The organism is Stenotrophomonas sp. YJH_SMC_54 (assembly GCF_059368435.1).
The window spans coordinates 109,396-133,093 of the sequence record NZ_JCAFRS010000011.1 but is presented as its reverse complement, the minus strand read 5'-3'; the positions used below and the strand labels follow the sequence as shown (position 1 = coordinate 133,093).

The following is a 23,698-nucleotide window of genomic DNA, read 5'->3' as shown; positions in this document are numbered from 1 at the left end:
GTAGTGCATTAACGATACGCCGAGCGCGGGAGGCGTCAATCGCGCCGTCTCATTTCGCGACGGCGCGCACAAACGGGAGTCAAAAAGACGACTTACTGCTCCGGACGCATGTACGGGAACAGCAGCACGTCACGGATCGAGCTGCTGCCGGTCAGCAGCATCACCAGGCGATCAACGCCGATGCCGAGGCCGCCGGTCGGGGCCATGCCGTACTCCAGCGCACGGATGTAGTCGGCGTCGTAATGCATCGCCTCGTCGTCGCCGCCTTCCTTCGCGGCCACCTGGGCCTGGAAACGCTGGGCCTGGTCTTCCGGGTCGTTCAGTTCGGAGAAGCCGTTGGCCAGCTCCTTGCCGTTGACGAACAGCTCGAAGCGATCCGTGTAGCCCGGGTCGTTGTCATTGGCACGGGCCAGCGGCGAGACCTCGACCGGATGGTCGGTGATGAAGGTCGGCTGGATCAGGGTGTGCTCGACCGTGGCCTCGAAGATCTCCAGCAACAGCTTGCCCCAGCCGTAGGACGGCTTGACGCGGATGTTCAAGCGCTCGCAATGGCGCAGCAGCGCATCGCGGTCAGTGCAATCAGCGGCCGAGATTTCCGGGTTGTGGTGGCGCACTGCCTCATCCATGCGCCAGCGGCGGAACGCCGGGCCCAGGTCGATCTTCGCGCCGTCCCATTCCACTTCGGTGCCACCGTTCACGGCCTTGGCCACATCACGGATCACACCCTCGGTCAGGTCCATGATTTCGTTGTACGTGGCATAGGCCTCGTACAGTTCCATCATGGTGAATTCCGGATTGTGGCGGGTGCTGACGCCTTCATTGCGGAAGTTGCGGTTGATCTCGTACACACGCTCCAGGCCACCCACGGTCAGGCGCTTGAGGTACAGCTCCGGCGCCACGCGCAGGTACAGGTCCAGGTCCAGCGCGTTGTGATGGGTGGTGAACGGCTTGGCCGCCGCGCCGCCGGGGATGTAATGCATCATCGGCGTCTCGACTTCCAGGAAGTCGCGGTTGTCCAGCCACGCGCGCATGGCGCGGATGATCTTCGAGCGCTTGATGAACACTGCGCGCGATTCCGGGGTCACGATCAGGTCGACGTAACGCTGGCGGTAGCGCTGCTCGACGTCGGCCAGGCCGTGCCACTTGTCCGGCAGCGGGCGCAGCGACTTGGTCAGCAGGCGGATCGACTCGGCCTTGACCGACAGTTCGCCGGTCTTGGTACGGGTCAGGCCGCCTTCGACGGCGATGATGTCGCCCACGTCCCAGCCCTTGAAGGCCGTGTAGGCATCGCCCAGCACCGCGCCCTGCAGGAACAGCTGGATGCGGCCGGACTCGTCCTGGATCTGCGCGAAGCTGGCCTTGCCCATGATGCGCTTGGCCATCAGGCGGCCGGCCATCTTCACCTGGCGGCCGCTGCCTTCCAGCGCCTCGGCGGTCCAGGTCTCGGCATCGGCGAATTCTTCCTGCAGGCGGCCGGCGAAGTCCTCGCGACGGAAGTCGTTCGGGTACGCGATGCCCTGCCCACGCAGCGTTTTGAGTTTCTCGCGGCGCTCGGCGATCAACTTGTTTTCGTCAACGGGGGGGGTATCGGTAGCTTCGCTCATGGATCTGCGGGAATCGTGTAGTGAGGGGGGATGTTGCACCCGGCACAGCCGGTTGCCCAGCATACCAAAACCGCCCTGCCCCGGCCGGGAGAGGGGTCAGATCCCTTTGCGCAGCAAAGGGATCTGACCCCGTTTGGCGATGCCCCCGGTAGCCGACAACCTGGGTTGGCGTCCTGCGTGCCGACCAAGGTCGACACCTACCGGGCGGATCGGCCGACCCTGCTTCGCCGTTACCTGTTCCCGGGGAACGCCTGCCGCAGCTCGTCCACCAGCACCCGCTGGTTCTCCGAATAGTCCACCGGCACCGACACCAGGTGCACCCCGCCCTCGTTGAAGGCCGCCTCCAGCGTCGGGATGAACTGCTCGATGGCGGTCACCTCGTGGCCCTTGCAGCCGTAGGCTTCAGCGTACTTCACGAAATCCGGGTTGCTGAAGGTCATGCCGTAGTCGGTGAAGCCATCTACCGCCTGCTTCCAGCGGATCATGCCGTAGGCGCCGTCGTTGAGGATCAGCACCACCAGGTTCAGGCCCAGCCGACGCGCGGTCTCCAGCTCCTGGCTGTTCATCATGAACCCGCCATCGCCACACACCGCCAGCACCCGCCGCTGCGGGTACAGGATCGAAGCCATGATCGCCGACGGCAGGCCCGCGCCCATGGTCGCCAGCGCATTGTCCAGCAGCAGCGTATTGGCCACCTGGGTGCGGTAATTGCGCGCGAACCAGATCTTGTACATGCCGTTGTCCAGCGCCACGATGCCGTCCGGCGGCATCACCTGGCGCACGTCGTGCACCAGCCGCTGCGGGGTGAATCCAGCTTCCTCGGCACGGTCAGCCAGGTGTCCCAGAATGGTCGCGCGCAGCGGCAGCAGCGCGTCGGCATCCGGCACCGCGCCTTCGATACGGTCGGCCAGCTGGGTCAGCGAACGACCGATGTCACCGATCACTTCCACCTGCGGGAAGTACACCTGCTCCACGGCCGCCTGCGAGTAGCCGATATGGATCACGGTCGGCCCACCCGGGCGCATCACGAACGGCGGCTTCTCGGTGACCTCGTGGCCGATGGTCACGATCACGTCGGCCTGGTCGATCGCCATGTGCACGTAATCGCGCTCGGTCAGCGCCGCGGTGCCCATGTACAGGCCCGAACCACCGGCCACCGCGCCCTTGCCCATCTGCGTGGTGAAGAACGGAATGCCGGCGCGCAACACGAACGCCGACAGCGCTTCGCTGGACTGCGGCCGCGACGCCGCCGAGGCGATCATCAGCAGGGGGCGCTTGGCGTTGCGGATGATCTCCGCCGCCCGATCCAGCGCCTCCGGACTGGCAATGGGACGATCCACCGCGTGCGGCGGAATCAGCGCCACGCCCTCGACCTCATCGGCGGCGATATCTTCGGGCAGCTCCAGCAGCACCGGGCCCGGGCGCTCTTCCTGGGCGACACGGAACGCCTCGCGGACGATGGTCGGGATGGTGCGCGCCGAGACGATCTGACGCGCCAGCTTGGTCAGCGGCTTCATCGTGCTGACGATGTCGACGATCTGGAAGCGCGCCTGCTTGCTGGCGACGATGCCCTTCTGCCCGGTGATCATGATGACCGGCCATGCGCCAAGCAGCGCATACGCGGCGCCGGTGGTGAAATTCAGCGCGCCGGGGCCGAGCGTGGCCAGGCACACGCCCGGCTTGCCGGTCAGGCGGCCATAGGTGGCCGCCATGAACACGGCCGCCTGCTCGTGGCGGGTGATGACCAGCTCGATGCTGGAATGGCGCAGCGACTCGACCACGTCGAGATTTTCTTCGCCGGGAATGCCGAAAATGCGCTCGACGCCTTCGTTCTCAAGTGCGGCGACAAGCAGATCTGAACCCTTGGACATTGGAATGCCGTCCTTTTCGCTGGACTGATGGTGGATCGTTGCAGGAAGGATGGGAGCTGCGCGTCAACGCTTGTCGAACCACACCGTCTGCGCGTTGACGAATTCGCGGATGCCGAAGTGCGAGAGCTCACGGCCGAAGCCGCTCTTCTTCACGCCGCCGATCGGCACGCGCGGATCGGACGCGGAGAAGCCGTTGACGAATACACCGCCGGTCTGCAGCCGGCGCGCCAGCTGCATCGCACGGGCGCGGTCGCCGCTCCACAGGTTGCCGCTGAGGCCGAACTCGCTCTGGTTGGCCAGTTCCACCGCATGGTCGGCGTCGCGGGCGCGGCTGATCGAGGCCACCGGCCCGAACGTTTCGGTATCGAAGGCCTGCATGCCCGGCTCAACCCCGGCCAGCACGGTGGGTGCATAGAACGCACCCGGACGATCCAGCTGGTGCCCGCCGACCAGCAGCTGCGCACCGGCGTCGACCGAAGCGCGTACCTGCGCGTCGAGCTGCTCCAGCAGATCCTGGCGCGCCATCGGGCCGATGCGGTTTGCCGGGTCACGGCCGTCGCCAATGGTCAGTGCCTGCACCTTCCGGCAGAACTGCGCCACGAAACGATCGTAGACCGCGTCTTCGACGATGATGCGCTTGCCGGCGATGCAGACCTGCCCGGTGTTCTGGAAGCGCGAGGCCACCGCCGCATCGACGGCCGCATCAAGATCGGCATCGGCCAGGACGATGAACGGATCGGAACCGCCCAGTTCCAGCACCACCTTCTTCAGCGCCTGCCCGGCCTGGGCAGCAATGCTGCGGCCGGCGGCCACACTTCCGGTCAGGGTCACCGCCGCGATGCGGTCATCGGCGATCGCGCGGCTGGTGCCCTCGCGGCTGATGTTGGCCGCGATGAAGGTGCCCTCCGGCAAGCCGGCATCGCGCCATGCGGCGTCGAGCAGCTGCGCGGTACCGACGATGTTCTCGGCCGGCTTCAGCAGGAAGCCGTTGCCGCCCATCAGGATCGGCACCGCCGCGCGCATCACCTGCCAGTACGGGAAGTTCCACGGCATGATGCCCAGCACCACGCCCAGCGGCAGGTATGACACGTAAGCCTTGTCGTCGGGCACCTGGGTCGGTTCGTCGCGCAGGAACTGCGCACCGTTGTCGGCGTACCAGTCGCACAGCACAGCACACTTCTCGATTTCGGCCAGCGCTTCGGCCTGGACCTTGCCCATTTCGGCGGTAGCCAGCGCGGCCAGCTTTTCACGGTCACGGCGTAGCACCGCGGCCATCGCACGCAGTACGTCTGCGCGCTGTTCGAGGCTCTTGACGCTCCAGGCCGCAAAGCCGACCTGGCCGCGATCCAGGATTGTTTCCAGCTCGGCGTCGGTGGCGAAGGGATGGCTGGCGATCTGCTGGCCGGTGGCCGGATCACGGGAAATGGCGGTGGTGGGGGCAGCGGACATGCAGGGCTCCTGTTGTCTCGACAACGGGCGGGCGGCCCGTCTCCTGCACAGGAATGTGGACCCGAATGGCGGAGGCAACAAGGCGTCTGCTTATCCTGTGACCCGCACTTACCTGCCTGAATGGGGTTATCGGCAGGGCTGCGCCCTGCACCCGCTACGATCCAGAGCAACAGCAACAGCAACAGCAGAAGCTGGTTTCCTGAGGGATGGCGGGGTGGGTCCGGTTGCGGGAGACGCCGTAAACCCGTCCTTGGGGGCTTGGCCGCGGCATCCATGCCGCGGACACTCCCGCAACCGGACCCATCCCGCCTTCGACAATTTCCCGCGATCTGTCGGGACGGCGCTGTGCGTTGCTGTTGGTGGGTGTCGACCTTGGTCGACACAGTAGATCCACGCCATGCGTGGATGACTCATTCGATATCTGAGAGAAAAATCGTGTCGACCAAGGTCGACACCTACCAACAGCCGCGCGGAACAAAGCCGCAGTTGCCAACAACCGCGCGAAATCTGTCTGAGGTGGGGTGGTGTGGGTTGGCAGGACCGTTGGCGCCATGGATGGCGCCATCGAGCCCCCATGGACGGGTTTACGGCGTGTCCTGTCAACCCACACCACCCCGCCATCCCTCGGATAGTCCGCTGTTGCTGTTGCCGTTGCTGTCGCTTCGGCCTCTGCGGGTGCAGGGCGCAGCCCTGCCGAACAACCTACTTCCGCGGCAGGTAGGTCACCAGGGAAAGGTCGTGCCGGCTCTCCGGCACCAGCGCCACGTACTGCAGGTCCAGCAACCCGCGCGTGGGATGGTTCAACTTCTTCGCACCTTCATCGAATCGGCGCACATCGTGCTCCGGCCACCACTGGCGGAACTCCTCGCTGTGCGCCGAGATGTCCTCGACCAGCGCCAGGAACGGAGCCTTGTCCGGCGCCTGCGCCATCGCCGCGCGGAAGCCTGCCAGCAGGCCGCGGGTCATTTCTTCCCAGTTGAGGATCAGCGTGCGGTACGGCGGGTACAGGAACATCAGCCGCAGCGTATTGCGCTCGTGCGGCGCCAGCTGGCTGTAGTCCACGAACAGATCGGCGATGGCCGGGTTCCAGGCCAGGATGTCGAAGCGGGTGTTGCGCACGTACGCCGGGATCGGCTGCATCGCCTCCACCAGCTGGCGCAGGCCGTCGGTCACGCTCTCGTCCGGTGATTCCAGCGGTACGCCGTAGCCGGACAGCGCGAAGGCATAGGCGCGTTCGTCGTCGCTCATGCGCAGCACCTGTGCCAGGCGCTCGAGCACTTCGGGCGAGGCACGCACTTCGCGGCCCTGCTCGATCCAGGTGTACCAGCTCACGCTGACCCCGATCGCCAGCGCCACTTCCTCGCGCTTCAGGCCCGGGGTGCGCCGCCGCCCGGCCGGCAGGCCGAGCGTGGCGGGGTCGACACGGGCGCGGCAGGCCTTGAGGAAGCCGCCAAGTTCCTTGCGTTCACTTTCGCTGCGCATCATCGCCACCGCCGTACCCGTTGTAGCGTCGAGCCATGCTCGACGCATCTGCTACTGCGCCAACAGCAGCCGAGCATGGGCTCGGCTCTACCGGAAGCGTGATCAGCCACCCTCGGCGTTGCGCACGAGGGTGACGATATCCGCGCAGGCGCGCAGATCAGGCATCGACGCGCTTGGAGCCCACGGCCAGGCCGGCCTTCAGGCTGGCCTCGACGAACTCGTCCAGGTCGCCGTCCAGCACCTTCTGCGTATCCGAACGCTCGATGCCGGTGCGCAGGTCCTTGATGCGGCTCTGGTCGAGCACGTAATTGCGGATCTGGCTGCCCCAGCCGATGTCGGACTTGGTCGCTTCCACGGCGTCCTTTTCGGCGTTGCGCTTCTGGATCTCCAGCTCGTACAGCTTGGCGGCCAGCATCTTCATCGCGTTGTCGCGGTTCTGGTGCTGGCTGCGGCCGGTCTGGCAGGCCACCACGATGTTGGTCGGGATGTGGGTGATGCGCACCGCCGACTCGGTCTTGTTGACGTGCTGGCCACCGGCACCCGACGAACGGTACACGTCGGTACGCAGGTCGGCCGGATTGATGGTGATGTCGATGTTGTCATCGATTTCCGGCGACACGAACACCGAGGTGAAGCTGGTGTGGCGGCGATTGTCCGAGTCGAACGGCGACTTGCGCACCAGGCGGTGCACGCCGGTCTCGGTCTTCAGCCAGCCATAGGCATAGTCGCCTTCCACGCGCAGCGTGCCCGACTTGATGCCGGCGACGTCGCCGCCGGAGACTTCCATCAGCTCGGTCTTCCAGCCGCGCGATTCACACCAGCGCAGGTACATGCGCAGCAGGATCTCGGCCCAGTCCTGGGCTTCGGTGCCACCGGCACCGGCCTGGATGTCGACGAACGCAGCGGCATTGTCCATCTCGCCGGAGAACATGCGCTGGAACTCCAGCTTTTCCACGTGCGCCTGGTGCTTGTCCAGGTCGGCGACCACCGCCAGTGCGGTGTCCTCGTCCTGCTCGGACTCGGCCAGCTCGAGCAGTTCGGTGGCGTCGTTCAGGCCATCCAGCACCGAGGCGATGCCGCCCACGGTCTTTTCCAGGCTGGAACGTTCGCGGCCCAGGTTCTGGGCGTACTCGGCGTTGTTCCAGACGTCGGGGCTTTCCAGCTCCCGCGTTACTTCTTCAAGACGCTCTTTCTTGGCGTCGTAGTCAAAGATACCCCCGAAGCGACAGCACGCGATCGGTCAGATCGGTGATGCGCTGGCGGACAGGATTCAGTTCGATCATGTCGGCGGTTATGCATTCAAAAGATGACTGCCAATGATACCGCAGGCCGGGGGCGCCCGGAATGAGGGACCAGGCCTGCCGCTGGGAGCCAACCACTGGTAGACCCGCCTCTGTAGAGTCGACTGTCAGTCGACTGCTTTTCATTCAGGTTGCGGTGGAGCCCGCGCTGCGCGCGATAGTCGACCAACAGTCGACTCTACCCGCGCCCGCGCCGCCCAGCGCCTGCCGCAGGACCGGCAGCTGGCGCCGGCTGCAGGGCACTTTGGCTCCATCGGCCATGTGCAGCAGGGCCTCGCCGCCATCCAGCGGCTCGATCGAGCGCAACTGGCCGCGATTGATCAGCCAGCTGCGGTGCGGGCGCAGGAACTCGCCCGGGTCCAGCCGCTGCTCCAGCACCGCCATGGTGATGCGCAGCGGGTAGTCGTGGCCGCGTACCCGCAAGTTCACGTAGTTCCCCGCCGCCTGGGCGTACTCCACGTCTGCCGTGGCCACCAGGAACTCCTTGCCCAGCTTGCGCACCAGGAAGTGCTGGGGGCGCTCGACCGGTTCCACCGGCGGGCCGACGTCGGGCTCGGCCAGCAGGCGCGCCTCGCCCTGCCTGCGCCGGCCGAACCAGCTGGCGAAGTGCTCCAGCGCGACGAAAATCGCGAACGTGCGCACATCCTTCAGGTATTCATACGCAAAACGCTCCAACCAGCCGGCATCATCCTGGTAGCGGTAGCCCAGCGACGCGTAGGCCAGGTGCCGCAGCAGCATCATCCCCACCACATGCAGCAACGACCAGCCGACGCTGGCCAGCAGATACAGCGGCAACCGCCGCTTCCAGGTATCGGCATGCAGCGGCCAGCGCTCACAGCTCCACCACAGCAACGGCAGGGTCAACAGGATCAGGCCGAGGCTGCTGAACTCCCAGATCAAGGGTTCCCACAAGCCGAGATCAGCGCCGCGGCGACTGGCATCCATAACATCGACCAACGCGTTGGCCACCGCCGAGGCCGACAGGATTGCCGCCCATACCAGCAGTCGGGTTGAAATGCGCCAGCGCGGTGGTCGGCCCTGGGTCATTGCTGCATCCATGTCGTTGCGGTGCTCCAGCCTGCCTCAAGGGACCAAGGGTAGCGGCTCCATTGGTCCCACCACCCCCGCCATTGGTCACTGCGTCGGTTCCAGCGGCCCCTTGCCGGTCGCCGCACGGACCGGACGGCGTCACCTTGGCTCGACTCTCCGGCACACCACCACCATGACCCGACGCTACGACATCGACGCCCTGCGCGTGTTCGCCTTCGCCCTGCTGATCCTCTACCACACCGCCATGGCCTACGTGGACGACTGGGGCTTTCACCTCAAGAGCGTGCATACCGCCGAATGGCTGCAGTGGCCGATGCTGTTCGTCAACCGCTGGCGGATGTCGCTGCTGTTCCTGATCTCGGGTATCGCCATCGCGCTGATGCGGCCGGAAGGCAGGTTGCTGCGCTTCGCCGGCCTGCGCACCTGGCGGCTGCTGCTGCCGCTGCTGTTCGGCATGTTCGTGATCGTGCCGATCCAACCCTACTGCGAAGGCGTAGCCAACGGCCACGTGGCACCCGGCTTCGGCCACTTCCTGCTGCGCTATTGGCAGGTGCGGCCGTGGCCGGAAGGGAGCTTTGCCGGTTGGCAGTACGGCATCACCTGGAACCATCTGTGGTACCTGGCGTATCTCTGGAACTACACGCTGGCCCTGGCCCTTTTGATGCCGTTGCTGGGAACGGCGGTGGTGCGCCGCGCGGTGGCGTTCTGCGCAGCATCGCCGATGCTGCTGATCGGCCTTCCGTCCGCCCTGCTGCTGGCCTGGGTGATCTGGCTGGAGCCGATCTACCCGTCCACCAATGCCCTGCTCAGCGACTGGTACCAGCACGCGAAGTACGCAACCGTATTCCTGGCCGGCTACCTGCTGGGTCGTGAGCCGGTGTTCTGGCAGCGCGTGGTCGCCCTGCGCCGCACCACGCTGTGGCTGGCGCTTGCTGCCGTTGGCTGGTATCTGGGGTTGCGCATCCTCGGCCAGGTGCTGCCCGCCGACTCACCGCTGCGGCAATGGCCCGAACCGTTCTGGGACCTGCAGGGCCGGGCCAGCCAGTCGCTGTACGTCTGGACCGCGCTGCTGAGCATCCTCGGCTGGGGCAAAGTCTTCCTCGACCGCCCGTTCCGCTGGCTGCCGTACTGCACCGAGGCGATCTATCCCTGGTACATGCTGCACCAGAGCCTGATCATCGCCCTGCTGTTCTGGCTCAAGCCGTTGCAACTGGGTCCTTGGCTGGAACCGTCGCTACTGCTGGGCGGCACCGTCGGCGGCTGCATGCTGATCCACGAACTGCTGATCCGACGCTCCCGCTGGCTGCGGCCCCTGTTCGGCCTGAAGGCCGATCCGCTATCGTCACCGGCGGTACGCGCCGCCACGGCGCGATGAGGACAACGGATGTTCCAGACCCACTGGCACCTGTGGCTGCAGCAGACCTTCGACGGCGGCTGGATGCTGGCGCTGATGCAGTTCATCAGCCTGCTCGGCTACGAAATGGCCTACACCGCGCTGATCCTGCTCTGCGCGTTCGGCGCACGATTGCGCGCCGGCCTGTGCGTGATGCTGGCGGTACTGATGATGGCCTGCGCCACCCACGCGATCAAGCAGGGTGCCGCCCTGCCCCGCCCATCGGACGTGGATGCACGCGTGCTGGACAAAGGGGTGCCGTCGCATCCGTTCGTGGTCGATGGCGGAGGGCACACGTTCTGGTCCCTGCCTGATTCCCGGGCCACCGCGATGCTGCGCGCGCAGCCCGATGCCGACTATGGCTTCAACAGTGGCCACGTCGGCGTAGCCACCGCCGCCGGCGTGGGCCTGCTGCTGGCGTTCGGCATCCGCCGCCGCTGGCTGCGCTGGGCATTGGCGTTCGGTTGGCCACTGCTGATGGCGGTGTCACGGATGTACCTGGGCCGGCATTTCCTGGCCGACGTGCTGGCCGGCTGGCTGGTCGGCATCGGTGTTGCGTTGCTGGCGTGGCAGTTGATGCCAGGCATGCGCTCAAACCAGCGTTGGCAGCTGCCGGTCCTGCCGGGGCTGGGCGTGCTGATGGCCTGGGCGGCGGTAACCACCCGCTTCGTTCCGGTGGGTGAAGCCGGTCGACTGCTCGCACTGGGCCTGCTGGTGGCGTGGCTGCAATGGCGTGGCTGGCCGAAGGACCCGCAGGGTATCGTGCAGCGGATATTGCGCGTGTTGGGCGTGGTGCTGATCTACCTGCTGGCGCGGCCGTTGATCGACTGGCTTGCCGGAACTGCGGCGCTGCCGGAGGTACCGGCGACCGAGCTGCTGTGGCAGACCGTGGGCACGCTGTTGATCCTCGGCGGCGGCGTGGCGCTGACGCGGTGGATTCCGCGCCAGCGCCTTCCAGCAGTCGAAGACGTGCGGTAGATCCACGCCATGCGCGGACAGGCCCTTCCCCGGCTGTGCAGCCGCCGGGCATGGCCCGGCACTACCGCACCTCGAATTCGCCCACCAGCACGGTTTCGGCGCGATCCTTCAACCGCATCGTGACCATCTGGTCCTTTTGCTTCGACGTGCCCCAGTGGGTGGTCAGGCGCAGCATCAGCGTCGTCGCCCCGGTCACCAGCTGCTGGCGGCTGCCGAAGTAGTTCGCCTCCACCTTGTACTTGCCCGGCTTGGCATTGCGTAGCGAGAACTGCTCGGGACCATAGCCGCCGGTGAAGTCCTGCGACATCTGCCCGCCCTGGTAGGTCAGGCGGTTGCCGTAGTAGGCGCGCTCGCCGTTCGGGTCGGTCACCCACAGGTCCATGTCGCTGTTGTCGGCGTCCCACGACAGCACCACGCGCAGGTCCAGTGGCATTGCCTGCAGCAGGCGCGGGTCGATGCTGGTGGTATCCAGCCGGGGCGTGCTGCGGGCCACCAGGTTGGTCAGTTCATCCAATGCGATCAGGGCGATGCCATCGAAGCGGCTGTCCCACGGCCGCACCACCACCTGGTACAGCGGCGCCAGCGCCTGCTGCGGCTTGCCGGCCGCTGCCAGTGCCAGGCCCAGGTCGCGGAAGCTCTGCGGCTCTTCCTGGCCCATCGCCAGCACCTGCTCGAACACCGGCACCGCCAGTGCGGGGGCATCAGCCTGCATCAGCCGGTAACCGAGCACGCGCAGCAGGTGCCGGTTGTCCAGGTCCATCTCGGCCAGGTTCGACAGCACACGCAGTGCCAGGTCGCGCTGACCCTGCTCCAGCAGCAGGTCGGCTACGTCGAGGAAGAACGCGCTGCTGTCGGCATGCGCATCGCGCTCGGCCAGGTAGCGGTCATACAGTTGCGACGCCGGGCCCTGGCGCAGGCGCCGGGCGATGGCCGAGTCCGGCTGCCAGGCCGCCAGCTGGATACCGAGCTCGCCCTCGTTGGCGGCAGCGGGCGCAGCGACACGGCCACCAGTGACCGTAATTGAATCCAGGGCCTTGTTCGATGCAGGCGCCGAGCGACGTGCACGCGCGCTGCTGGCTTCCATGCGCTGCTCGGCGGCGGCGGCCATCGGTGCCGGGGCGGGCGGTGCCGCAGGGGCCGGCGCGGCGAGCATTGCCACCGGCGCCGATTCCGTCGCATGGTCCGCCGAGGCCACTTCCAGTGCCCCGCCCTTCGCCTGCGGTGGCACACCCTTCGGCCAGCTGCGGCTCCACCACTGCTGGCGCTCCTTCCAGCGTGCCGCCACCTCATCCAGGCGCTGGCGATCAGCAGCGGCGCGATCTCTTACCTGCACTGCAAACCTGGCGTCGTACCCGGCGCGCAGCGTGCCCGAAGGGCGGATCGCATAGCGCAGGTAGTCCTCCAACGTCTCCAGCACGATCAGCGAGGTGTCCGGGCCGACCAGGCCAAACTGCTGCGACAGCCGCTGCATCGCCTCGCGGTTGCCACGGCGGTCGGCGGCCAGCTGCTGCAGGCGCGCCTGCGCCCACAAGCCGGCCAGCAGCTCGCCGCCTTCACTCTTCTGCGTGGCGGGCAGCGCCTGCCATTCGCCGCCACCCACGCGCACCCGCATCGGCACACTGTCGGCCGCCAGTCGTGCATGCAGCCACAACCAGCCCTGGGCTTCACTGCGACGATCGATCACCACGTCCTGCACGCCGCGCCCTGCATCGACCTGCACATCCAGCGGCGACGACAGCAGCTCGCGCGCCGCCGCATCAACATCCTCGCCCAGCGCAACGAAGCGGCCGCCACGCGCTTCGGTCCAACCACGCAGTCGCACGGCATCGGTGCGCGCACCGGCGCTGCTGACCGCAAACAGGCGTTGATCCGGCGCCATCGCCGGCAGCTGTTCCGGCCCGTAGGTCAACAGCCCATCGCTGACCAGCAGGTACTCCTTCACGCCCGGCTGCGACTGCCACTGCGCCAGCGCGCTGGCACCGTCCGGGCGCACCGCCTGCAGTGCTGCGCGCAGCTCGTTCCAGTTACCGGCGCGGATGCGGAAGCGACGCACCGGTTCAGCGCGATCACGCAGCACGGTCAAGGCCACGGTGCCGTCACCCAGCGCTGCGAAATAGCGATCCAGCAGGGCGAACTCACGCGTGCGATCGCGCTGCCCCGCCGAACCGGAGCCGTCCCAAAGCAGGCCGATCTCGCTGGGCAACGTGCGGGGTGTACTGCTGGCCGCCACCGGCAGCTGTGCCAACAGGTAGTGCCCATCCTGCCAGGGCGCCACCTGCACCTGTGCCTGGCGGGCTGCCGGCAGGTTCCACTGCAGTTGCTTCGGCAGCTGCGCACCCTTGCCCTGCCACTGCAGCTGGCCCGCGCTGATGCGGAATGGCGCAGTACCTGCGGTGGCCGCGTCGGGAGCATGCACCTTCAGTTCAACCGAGGCTGCACCGGCGGCGAACTGCAGCGGCAGCGTCCACTGCCAGCTTTGGCCGGCGAAGGCCAGCGGTTCGCGGATCACCAGCTGCACGCGCCGACTGCCACCGGGCGGCAGCGGGTAGACGCGCAGGCGGAACTGGTTGCCGGCGGTCTGTTCCAGCAGGCCCGGATCGACACCACGGCGGGCGATTTCCTCGAACACCTGGCGGCCGCGGTCCTTGGCCACCGGCACCGCGTCACGCATCTCGCCGTTGATATCCAGCGCGAAGCCGGTGATCTGCTGGCCATCAGCCAGCGGGAACTGCAGCTCACCCTCCAGCACACGACGGTTCGGGTTGTGGAATTCCAAGGTGATCCGGGTCTGGGCAACGCCGGCCTGGACCTCGCCTTCGATGCGGGCGTGTCGCAGTTGGACCGCCTGCTCGGCAGCCGGGGCAATCAGCAACGGCGTGCTGGCCTGCGGCCGGGAGATCGGCGGCGACTGCGCGCCAGCGGGCCAGGCCGCAAGGGCCAGCAACAACACAGTGCAGCAACGGGCGAAGACCATGACAGGACTCCAGTGGGATCGTGGATCGTTGAACGCACCAGCAACCGTAACGGGGTTGGCGGGCCCCCAAAAAGGGGACGGAGGGGATTAAGTCGCAATTGGCAAACAAGGCAAAAGCGGCTTAATCCCCTCCGTCCCCTTTTTTTAGGCGGGCAGGCAGTGTTCGATGATCAGCTGGATGGCGCTGCCGCCACGGTAGTCATCGCAGGCCAGTCGGTAGGCCAGGTGGACGTGACGTGATGGCGCGTTGCCGTGCCAGCCGCCGAAATGAATGGCGTTGATCGTGCCGGGTACGCCCGGCAGGCGCAGTTCCAGCTTGAGGTGGCGTTCCTTCAGTACTCGCCAGTTGGCCACTTCGAAGTGGCCGTCGAACAGTGGCTCGGGGAAACCCTGGCCCCACGGCCCGGCCAGGCGCAGCGCATCGGCGTGGCGATGGTCCAGCTCATCCGCCGCCAGTTCGCCGTCACTGAGCACCTGCTGCTGCAGTGCGGCCGGATCGAGCATCTCCAGCACCACGGCGACGAAGGCGGCCTTGAAGTCATCGACGTGATCCAGCCGCATGCTCAGCCCGGCCGCCATGGCATGCCCACCGAAGCGCTCGATCAGGCCCGGATGGCGCGCATCGACCAACGCCAGCGCGTCACGGATGTGCAGGCCGGGAATGGAGCGCGCCGAGCCACGCAGGGTGTCGGCGCCCGGTTCGGCCGGGGCAAAGGCGATCACCGGGCGATGCAGGCGATCCTTCATCTTCGAAGCGACCAGGCCGACCACACCGGGATGCCAGTCGGCATCGAACAGGCAGGCCGCGACCGGTCGCTGACCGGCCATGTCCAGCACCACGCGGGTCAAGGCCTGCTCGGCGTCGTCAGTCATCGACTGCTGGACGGCGCGCCGTTCCGAGTTGATCTGCTCCAGCGTCTGCGCGATCTCCCGCGCCTGGCGCGGGTCTTCGGTCAGCAACAGCGCGATGCCCAGCGCCATGTCTTCCAGCCGGCCCGCCGCGTTCAGGCGTGGGCCGAGTGCGAAGCCGATGTCGGTGGCGGTCAGCCGCGCCGCGTCACGGCCGCTGGCTTCGATCAGCGCTCGCAGACCGACGCAGCCCTGCCCCGCGCGCAGACGGCGCAGGCCCGCGCTGACCAGTGCCCGGTTGTTCGGATCCAGCGCCACCAGGTCGGCGACGGTGCCGACCGCCACCAGGTCCAGCAGCGTGGTCAGGTCCGGCCCCTTGCCATCGGCGAAGACGCCGGCCTCGCGCATGTGACGGCGCAGCGCCATCAGCACGTAGAAGATCACACCGACGCCGGCCAGCGACTTGCTGGGGAACGCATCACCGTCGAGATTGGGATCGACGATGACATCGGCCGGCGGCAGCTGCGGCCCGGGAAGGTGATGGTCGGTGACCAGCACCTGCCAGCCCCGCGCCTTGGCCGCGATCACGCCCGCATGGCAGGCGATGCCGTGGTCGACCGTGACCAGCAGGTCCGGCTGCAGCGCGGCCAGCTCCTCCACCAGAGAAGGTGACAGGCCGTAGCCGTGCACCATGCGGTTCGGCACCGCGTGGAAGACGTGTTGCGCGCCGAGCATGCGCAGGCCACGCACGCCGACCGCACAGGCGGTGGCGCCATCGCAATCGAAATCGCCGACCACCAGGATGCGCTTGTCGTTGGCGATGGCCTCGATCAGCAGACCCACCGCATCATCGATGCCGGTCAGCAGCTCCGGCGCGTGGAGGCTGCCCAGCTTCGGCAGTGCCAGCTCTGGCGTACCGGCGCCGCGGCTGGCATAGAGTCGCGCCAGCAGTGGCAGCGTGCCGTCTGGCCAGCTGCCGGGTACGACCGCATCGCGGCGGCGGATCATCGGCGTATCAGAGGACGGCTGCGCAGCATCGGCGGCAAGGGACATCGGCATCGCCGGGTTGCGGAAGACATCCCCATGATAGCGCGGGGTCGGATCTCTCTGCCCGCAGGAGGCTCCACCCCGATCGCTGGCATTTGGAATCTGCCAGCCTATCTTCCATGCTTGTCGGCCCGGAAATGGACTTCAACGCATGCATCGTACGCTCCTTCCCGCGCTGCTGGGCCTCGCCCTGGCCCCGGCCACCCACGCCGCCACGCCCGAACCGAAGGCCGGCGTGCAGTTCCAACACAACGACTGGTCGCTGGCCTGTGACAACACCGGCACCTGCCGCGCCGCCGGCTACAGTCCGGAACAACCCGGCAATCTGCTCAGCCTGATGCTGGAACGCGTGGGCGGCCCGGGTACGAAGGTGCTCGCGCGGCTGCGCAACGGCGAGGATGGCGAAAGCGCGACGCCGACCGGGGCGCTGCGCCTGCGCCTGAACGGCAAGGACCTGGGCCCGGTGCGCGACACCGGCGACGGAGATCAAGTACTGCTGCAGCAGGGACAGACCGATGCGCTGGTCGCCGCGCTGCCGCGCCACGCACGCATCGACATCATCGACGGCAAGGGCAAGGCGTGGCCGATCTCCGACAGCGGTGCAGCGGCCGTACTGCTGAAGATGGACGAGGCCCAGGGCCGGCTGGGCACACCCGGTGCGCTGGTGCGGCGTGGCGACAAGCCCGAAGCGAGCGTGCCTGCGGCGTTGCCGGTGCCAGTGATCATGCGCGGCACGCTGATGGCACCGCGCGCCTCTGACGCGGCACTGGCGAACGCACCGGGCCTGCGCAAGGCACTGATCGCCAGCCTGCCGAAGCCGGATGAGTGCGGCCGCCTGAGCGAGGGTGGGACAGACGAGATCGAGATCCAGCGACTGGACGCCCAGCATGTACTGGCAAGCACCAGCTGCTTCATGGGTGCCTACAACTTCAGCAGCGGCTACTGGGTAGTGCAGGACAAGGCGCCGTACCAGGCGAAGTTCGTGACCTCCAACGCGGAGGACTTTGATCGCGATGACGCGACGCTGCGCGGGCGCTTCCGTGGGCGCGGCATCGGTGACTGCTTCTCCGGCCACGACTGGGCCTGGGATGGTGCGCGATTCGTGAAGAGCGGCGAGTTCACCACCGGGCAGTGCCGCGGCGTGGCGGGAGGGCATTGGCAGCTGCCGACCGTGGTCAGCACGGTGAGGTGATTGTTTGCAGGGCTGCGCCCTGCACCTGCCGAAGCAACATCCGAAGCAACAGCAACAGCGGGGAGTCCGTGGGTTGGCGGGGCGGTGTCGGATTGCGGGGACGCCGCAAGTACGTCCCTGTAGGCTTGGCAGCCGCATCCATGCGGCTGACACCCCGCAATCCGACACCGCCCCACCTTCGACAGGTTCACGCCGCTGCTGGTAGGTGTCGACCTTGGTCGACACATCTTTCAGATATCGATAGACAAAATGGGGTCAGAGCCGTTTTCCCTAGGAAAACGGATCCGACCCCGCTCGGCCGAGGCCCCGATCAGTCGTGAAGCTGGCGCGGCTTCTTCCAGAACTGCCAGCGCTGTCCGCGATCCAGCTGGAACTGCAGGCCGTCCTCGAAATCCAGCACCAGCCGCTGCAGCTCGCCGCGCTTCAGCGCGGCCAGCAGCGGACGGATCGCATCGTTGCCGAGCTGCTGCAGCGAGCGCAGCTGGCGCAGATCAACCAGTGCATCCACCGCCTGCTCGCCATCCACGGCTACGCCAGCCGCAAGAGCCAGGCCCTGCAGCAGCGCATCGCGGCTGCGCACCTGCGCATGCGGCGTGCTGACCGATACCGGCATCACGCCACCACCCCAGAACCACAGCGAATTGATCGGCTGTTGTCCCTGCGCGGCGCGCTGCTGGTTCCAGGAATGGTTGTGCAGCAGTACCTGCGCTTCGGTCATCAGCGCCCGCCAACGGCGGCCGACCTCGCCTTCCGGCAGGTGCGAGAACAGGTCATCGCCCAGCACCTCGTCCGGACTGTCGAAGTCCGGCAGGGCCAGGTCGATCGGCAGGCGCAGGTACCAGCGCGAAGGGTCCGGTGCGTCGAGCACGAATCCGGCATCGGCGAACAACGGCTGCAGCACCGGCAGCAGGGCCAGGCAGTCGGCCAGGGTCGGTCGCAGCGTTTCGCCGTAGGCCATCATCCGCGCGCCATGCATGTCCGGCACCATGCAGGCCGGATCGGCACGCAGCCAGCTGGCGCCAGCGGCATCGCCGACGTCGCGCTGGCGGGTCAACGCGGCCACCGGCCATTGCGGCGCGGCGACCGTGAAATGGCGCGTCAGCTGCGCGCGTTCACCCGGTGCGACCTGCACCGTCGTGGCGCGGCCAAGCGCGCGCGCCACATCGTCCGGCAGCGCAGCCGCGGCAAAGCGGCTGCGTGCCGGCAACAGCAGGGTCGCCGTTGCCACCGGGTCAGTCCACGTAGCTGACGCTGACGATCTCGTACTCGCGCTGGCCGGCCGGGGCGTCGATCACGATCGAATCACCTTCCAGCTTGCCGATCATCGCGCGCGCCACCGGCGAGGAAATCGCGATCAGGCCCTGCTTGATGTCCGCCTCCAGGTCACCGACGATCTGGTACTTCTTCTCTTCGTCGGTTTCCACGTCGGCCAGCGTCACGCTGGCGCCGAACACCACCTTGGAGCCGGCATTGAGCTTGCTCACGTCGATGATCTCGGCGTGCGACAGCTCGCCTTCGAGCTGCTTGATGCGGCCTTCGATGAAGCCCTGTTCCTCGCGCGCGGCGTGGTACTCGGCATTCTCCTTCAGGTCGCCATGCTCACGTGCTTCGGCGATGGCGGCGATCACCTTGGGGCGCTTGACCGACTTCAGGTGATCCAGTTCGTCGCGCAGCTTCTGCGCGCCCTTCATCGTGATGGGGGCTCTCATGCATTCAACTCCTTGTGCAGCTCCTGCAGCGACCAGACGGGGCCGGTGCCGCGGAATTCCAGTGAATCCACCAGCGCCTTGGCGCCGGCAATGGTGGTCGAGTAGGTGACGCGATGCTGCAGCGCCTCGCGACGGATCGAGAACGAGTCGTTGATCGCCGAGCGACCTTCGGTCGTGTTGACGATGTAGACGATCTCGCCGTTCTTGATCGAGTCGACGATGTGCGGACGGCCTTCGACCACCTTGTTGATGATCTCGCAGTCCATGCCGTGCTGCTGCAGCCACGCGGCGGTGCCACGGGTCGCGACCAGGCTGTAGCCACGCGCCAGCAGCGCCTTGGCCACCGGCAGCACGCGTTTCTTGTCCGGATCGCGGACCGAAACGAAGGCCTTGCCGACCGGCGGTGCCTTGATGCCACCGGCTTCCTGCGCACGCGCGAAGGCGGCGTTGAAGCTGCGGCCCACGCCCATCACCTCACCGGTGGAGCGCATCTCCGGCCCGAGGATCGGGTCGACGCCCTGGAACTTGGCGAACGGGAAGATCGCTTCCTTCACCGAGTAATAGTCCGGCACGATTTCCTTGGTCGCGCCCTGCTCGGCCAGGCTCTTGCCGGCCATGCAGCGCGCCGCGATCTTGGCCAGCGGCATGCCGGTGGCCTTGGACACGAACGGCACGGTGCGCGAGGCACGCGGGTTCACTTCCAGCAGGTAGATGGTGTCGGCACCTTCGTCGCTGGTCTGGATCGCGAACTGGGTGTTCATCAGGCCGACCACGTTCAGGGCCTTGGCCAGCTCCACCACCTGGCGGCGCAGCTCGGCCTGGGTTTCAGCCGACAGCGAGTACGGCGGCAGCGAGCACGAGGAATCGCCCGAGTGCACGCCGGCTTCTTCGATGTGCTCCATCACGCCACCGATCAGGACGTTGCCCTCCTTGTCGGCGATGATGTCGACGTCGCACTCGACGGCGTTGTCGAGGAAGCGGTCCAGCAGCACCGGCGAATCGTTGGACACCTTCACCGCGTCGCGCACGTAGCGGGCCAGGTCGGCTTCGCCGTAGACGATTTCCATCGCACGGCCGCCCAGCACGTAGCTCGGGCGCACCACCAGCGGGTAGCCGATCTCGCGGGCCAGCAGCAGCGCTTCCTGGTCGTTGCGGGCGATGCGGTTCGGCGGCTGCTTCAGGCCCAGCTTGTCGACCAGCTGCTGGAAGCGCTCGCGGTCCTCGGCCAGGTCGATCGAATCCGGGCTGGTACCGATCACCGGCACGCCGTTGGCTTCCAGCGCGCGCGCCAGCTTCAGCGGGGTCTGGCCGCCGTACTGCACGATCACGCCCTTCGGCTGTTCCAGCTCGACGATTTCCAGCACGTCTTCCAGGGTCAGCGGTTCGAAATACAGGCGGTCGGAGGTGTCGTAGTCGGTCGACACGGTTTCCGGGTTGCAGTTGACCATGATGGTTTCATAGCCATCCTCGCGCAGCGCCAGTGCCGCATGCACGCAGCAGTAGTCGAACTCGATGCCCTGACCGATGCGGTTCGGGCCACCGCCCAGGATCATGATCTTGTCGCGGTTGCTCGGCGCGGCCTCGCACTCGTCCTCGTAGGTCGAGTAGAGGTAGGCGGTACCGGTGGAGAATTCACCGGCACAGGAGTCCACGCGCTTGTAGACCGGGCGCACCTTGTGCGCACGACGCAGCGCGCGGATGGCGGCTTCGTTGGTGCCGGTCAGCTGCGCCAGGCGTGCGTCGGAGAAGCCGGCGCGCTTCAGCTTGCGCAGGCGTGCGGCGTCCAGTGCGTCGATGCCACCGGCGGCGACGTCAGCTTCGGCAGCGATGATTTCCTCGATCTGGTCCAGGAACCAGTGATCGATGAACGACAGCGCGTAGATCTCTTCCACGCTCATGCCGGCGCGGAATGCATCGGCGACGAAGAACAGGCGCTCCGGACCCGGTGCCTTCAGTTCGCGGCGCAGGGTCTGCAGGTCGTCTTCGTTGCCCAGGTCCAGGCCGGTCGGGTCGAAGCCGACCTTGCCGGTTTCCAGGCCACGCAGGGCCTTCTGCACCGACTCCTGGAAGGTGCGGCCCATCGCCATCACCTCGCCCACCGACTTCATCTGGGTGGTCAGGCGGGCGTCGGCGGCCGGGAACTTCTCGAAGGCGAAGCGCGGGATCTTGGTGACGACGTAATCGATGGACGGCTCGAACGAGGCCGGGGTCAGGCCGCCGGTGATCTCGTTCTTCAGTTCGTCCAGGGTGTAGCCCACGGCCAGCTTGGCGGCGACCTTGGCGATCGGGAAGCCGGTGGCCTTGGACGCCAGCGCCGAGGAACGCGACACGCGCGGGTTCATCTCGATGACGACCACGCGGCCGGTCTTCGGGTTGATGCCGAACTGCACGTTCGAGCCACCGGTATCGACGCCGATCTTGCGCAGCACGGCGATGGAGGCATCGCGCAGGCGCTGGTATTCCTTGTCGGTGAGGGTCTGTGCCGGCGCCACGGTGATCGAGTCACCGGTGTGCACGCCCATCGGGTCGAGGTTTTCGATCGAGCAGACGATGATGCAGTTGTCCGCGGTATCGCGGACCACTTCCATCTCGAACTCCTTCCAGCCCAGCACCGACTCTTCCACCAGCACTTCGGTGGTCGGCGACAGTTCCAGGCCACGGCTGACGATCTCGACCAGCTCTTCGCGGTTGTAGGCGATGCCGCCACCGCTGCCGCCCAGGGTGAAGCTGGGGCGGATGATGGTCGGGTAGCCGACGCGGGTCTGGATCTCCAGCGCTTCGTCCAGGGTGTGGGCGACGGCGGCGGTCGGGCATTCCAGGCCGATCTCACCCATGGCCACGCGGAACAGCTCGCGGTCTTCGGCCATGCGGATCGCTTCGCGCTTGGCGCCGATCAGTTCGACGTTGTACTTCTCCAGCACGCCATTGTCGGCCAGGTCCAGCGCGCAGTTCAGCGCGGTCTGGCCACCCATGGTCGGCAGCAGCGCATCGGGCTTTTCCTTGGCGATGATCTTCTCGACCGTCTGCCAGTTGATCGGCTCGATGTAGACGGCATCGGCCATCTCCGGGTCGGTCATGATCGTGGCCGGGTTGCTGTTGACCAGCACCACGCGGTAACCCTCGTCACGCAGGGCCTTGCAGGCCTGGGCGCCGGAGTAGTCGAACTCGCAGGCCTGGCCGATGACGATCGGGCCAGCACCGATGATGAGGATGGTCTTGAGGTCAGTGCGCTTGGGCATTTTCTTCTCTAAGTCAGTACAGCGTGACAAGGGGGAGTGATCGCACGCTGTCGATCAGGAATCTTGATCCGCAGCGCCGCGCCAGGGGCAGCAGCGATGCGGGGTTTACGGTCCATCGCGACGCCACCGGGGGGCCGGCGGCGTACTGATCACGCCTTGGCCTGCTCCATCAGCACCACGAAGCGGTCGAACAGCGGGCCGACATCGGTCGGGCCCGGCGACGCTTCCGGATGGCCCTGGAACGAGAACGCCGGCACGTCGGTGCGGGCCACGCCCTGGTTGGTGCCATCGAACAGCGAGCGGTGGGTCACGCGCAGGGTCGGCGGCAGGGTCGCTTCATCGATCGCGAAACCGTGGTTCTGCGAGGTGATCATCACCCGGCCGCTGTCCAGGTCCTGCACCGGGTGGTTGGCACCGTGGTGGCCGTGGCCCATCTTCATGGTCTGCGCGCCCGAGGCCAGGCCCAGCAGCTGGTGGCCCAGGCAGATGCCGAAGGTCGGGATCTTCACGTCGATGAAGGTCTTGATCGCTTCGATGGCGTAGTCGCACGGTTCCGGGTCGCCCGGGCCGTTGGACAGGAACACGCCATCCGGCTTCAGCGCCAGCACTTCGGCGGCCGGGGTCTGCGCCGGCACCACGGTCACTTCGCAGCCGCGCTCGGCCAGCATGCGCAGGATGTTGGTCTTCACGCCGAAATCGTAGGCCACGACCTTGTACTTGGCCGGCACGCTGACGAAGGCATTGGCATCCAGGTCCAGCTGGCCCTCGGTCCAGGTGTAGGTCTTCTCGGTAGTGACGACCTTGGCCAGATCCATGCCCTTCAGCCCCGGGAACTTGCGGGCGGCTTCCAGTGCCTTTTCCACGTCGGTGTCGCCGGCCATCAGCGCACCGTTCTGCGCGCCCTTCTCGCGCAGGATGCGGGTCAGCTTGCGGGTGTCGATGCCGGCGATGGCAACCACGCCACGCTGGATCAGCCAGTCCTGCAGCGACACCTGGCTGCGCCAGTTGCTGGGGCGACGCGGAACATCGCGCACGATCAGGCCGGCCGACCACACCTTGGACGCTTCGTTGTCCTGGTCGGTCATGCCGGTGTTACCGATATGCGGATAGGTCAGCGTGACCATCTGCCGGGCGTAGGACGGGTCGGTCAGCACTTCCTGGTAGCCGGTCATGGCGGTGTTGAACACCACCTCACCGACGGACAGGCCGGGCGCGCCTACGGATTCGCCCTCGAATACGGTGCCGTCTTCGAGGACGAGGATTGCGGCTTGGGTCACGGGAATCTCACTTTGGCTACCGAGGGGGCTGCCGAAGTCACGCCTGCGCTTCACGGAAATCCGGTTGCAAAAAAGCGCGGACGTGCGGTCTGGGACCGGTCCGGCTTTCGTGATTCGGCGAGTGCGAATTGTAGCGCTGCCGGGGCGCTCGCGCCAGCGGTTATCGCGCTTCATGAACGGGCGATTGCGCATTCATTTCAATCCGGCGGCGTATGCGGGCCGGAGGTGGGGTCGGATCCTTTCCCGAATCGGAAAGGCTCTGACCCCAGGCGCCCTCGGATGG

General features: G+C 66.9%; 15 protein-coding genes. 3 read left to right on the top strand and 12 right to left on the bottom strand.

What is annotated here, in order from left to right:
• Positions 1-92 precede the first annotated feature (92 nt).
• The 6 genes from lysS to AC5P5S_RS13990 all read right to left on the bottom strand — a co-directional run bounded on the left by lysS (position 93) and on the right by AC5P5S_RS13990 (position 8,754).
• A complete protein-coding gene (gene lysS / locus AC5P5S_RS14015) occupies positions 93-1,604 on the bottom strand; it encodes a lysine--tRNA ligase (RefSeq protein ID WP_062605872.1) in 1,512 nt (503 codons plus the stop codon).
• Between the two features lie 230 nt (positions 1,605-1,834).
• The gene (locus tag AC5P5S_RS14010) at positions 1,835-3,475 is read right to left on the bottom strand and encodes an acetolactate synthase large subunit (protein ID WP_062605873.1); all 1,641 of its coding nucleotides are present in this window, start codon (positions 3,473-3,475) and stop codon (positions 1,835-1,837) included.
• A gap of 63 nt (positions 3,476-3,538) precedes the next feature.
• Positions 3,539-4,924, bottom strand: coding sequence for an NAD-dependent succinate-semialdehyde dehydrogenase (locus tag AC5P5S_RS14005; protein ID WP_062605875.1), 1,386 nt, complete (start codon positions 4,922-4,924; stop codon positions 3,539-3,541).
• Between the two features lie 702 nt (positions 4,925-5,626).
• Entirely contained in the window at positions 5,627-6,409 is a 783-nt protein-coding gene (locus AC5P5S_RS14000; protein ID WP_005409491.1) for a helix-turn-helix transcriptional regulator, read from the bottom strand.
• Between the two features lie 154 nt (positions 6,410-6,563).
• Positions 6,564-7,689, bottom strand: a protein-coding gene (prfB, locus tag AC5P5S_RS13995; RefSeq protein WP_197594969.1) for a peptide chain release factor 2 whose coding sequence is annotated in 2 segments (ribosomal slippage) — positions 6,564-7,613 and positions 7,615-7,689 — 1,125 coding nt in all. Because the reading frame shifts where the segments join, the coding sequence is not laid out codon by codon here.
• A gap of 144 nt (positions 7,690-7,833) precedes the next feature.
• Positions 7,834-8,754: a LytTR family DNA-binding domain-containing protein gene (locus tag AC5P5S_RS13990; RefSeq protein ID WP_032966701.1), complete on the bottom strand. Its 921-nt coding sequence runs from the start codon at positions 8,752-8,754 to the stop codon at positions 7,834-7,836.
• Between the two features lie 175 nt (positions 8,755-8,929).
• On the opposite strand from AC5P5S_RS13990, the gene AC5P5S_RS13985 reads away from it, so the two are divergent.
• Positions 8,930-10,132: an acyltransferase family protein gene (locus tag AC5P5S_RS13985; protein WP_049475981.1), complete on the top strand. Its 1,203-nt coding sequence runs from the start codon at positions 8,930-8,932 to the stop codon at positions 10,130-10,132.
• A 9-nt stretch (positions 10,133-10,141) separates the two neighbouring features.
• Entirely contained in the window at positions 10,142-11,128 is a 987-nt protein-coding gene (locus AC5P5S_RS13980; protein ID WP_049460697.1) for a phosphatase PAP2 family protein, read from the top strand.
• Positions 11,129-11,189: 61 nt separating this feature from the next.
• Here the strand turns inward: AC5P5S_RS13980 and AC5P5S_RS13975 are convergent, their stop codons facing one another.
• Together AC5P5S_RS13975 and recJ are read right to left on the bottom strand one after the other, a co-directional pair.
• Entirely contained in the window at positions 11,190-14,102 is a 2,913-nt protein-coding gene (locus AC5P5S_RS13975) for a DUF2135 domain-containing protein (protein WP_062605877.1), read from the bottom strand.
• 144 nt (positions 14,103-14,246) lie between these two features.
• Positions 14,247-16,004: a single-stranded-DNA-specific exonuclease RecJ gene (gene recJ, locus AC5P5S_RS13970; RefSeq protein WP_062605963.1), complete on the bottom strand. Its 1,758-nt coding sequence runs from the start codon at positions 16,002-16,004 to the stop codon at positions 14,247-14,249.
• Positions 16,005-16,149: 145 nt separating this feature from the next.
• Between recJ and AC5P5S_RS13965 the strand changes: the two genes are divergently transcribed.
• The gene (locus tag AC5P5S_RS13965) at positions 16,150-17,190 is read left to right on the top strand and encodes a DUF1176 domain-containing protein (RefSeq protein ID WP_043035391.1); all 1,041 of its coding nucleotides are present in this window, start codon (positions 16,150-16,152) and stop codon (positions 17,188-17,190) included.
• 310 nt (positions 17,191-17,500) lie between these two features.
• On the opposite strand, the gene AC5P5S_RS13960 is transcribed toward AC5P5S_RS13965, so the two are convergent.
• The 4 genes from AC5P5S_RS13960 to carA all read right to left on the bottom strand — a co-directional run bounded on the left by AC5P5S_RS13960 (position 17,501) and on the right by carA (position 23,415).
• On the bottom strand, positions 17,501-18,418 hold the full coding sequence (locus AC5P5S_RS13960; RefSeq protein WP_012480070.1) for a hypothetical protein: 918 nt from the start codon (positions 18,416-18,418) through the stop codon (positions 17,501-17,503).
• A gap of 4 nt (positions 18,419-18,422) precedes the next feature.
• Positions 18,423-18,887: a transcription elongation factor GreA gene (greA, locus tag AC5P5S_RS13955; RefSeq protein ID WP_181453298.1), complete on the bottom strand. Its 465-nt coding sequence runs from the start codon at positions 18,885-18,887 to the stop codon at positions 18,423-18,425.
• 8 nt (positions 18,888-18,895) lie between these two features.
• Positions 18,896-22,138 carry a carbamoyl-phosphate synthase large subunit gene (gene carB / locus AC5P5S_RS13950; RefSeq protein WP_049448962.1) on the bottom strand — a complete coding sequence of 1,081 codons (3,243 nt, stop codon included), beginning with the start codon at positions 22,136-22,138 and terminating at the stop codon, positions 18,896-18,898.
• A 149-nt stretch (positions 22,139-22,287) separates the two neighbouring features.
• Complete coding sequence (gene carA / locus AC5P5S_RS13945; protein WP_062605879.1) at positions 22,288-23,415, bottom strand: glutamine-hydrolyzing carbamoyl-phosphate synthase small subunit; 1,128 nt, start codon at positions 23,413-23,415, stop codon at positions 22,288-22,290.
• Between the last annotated feature and the right edge of the window lie 283 nt (positions 23,416-23,698).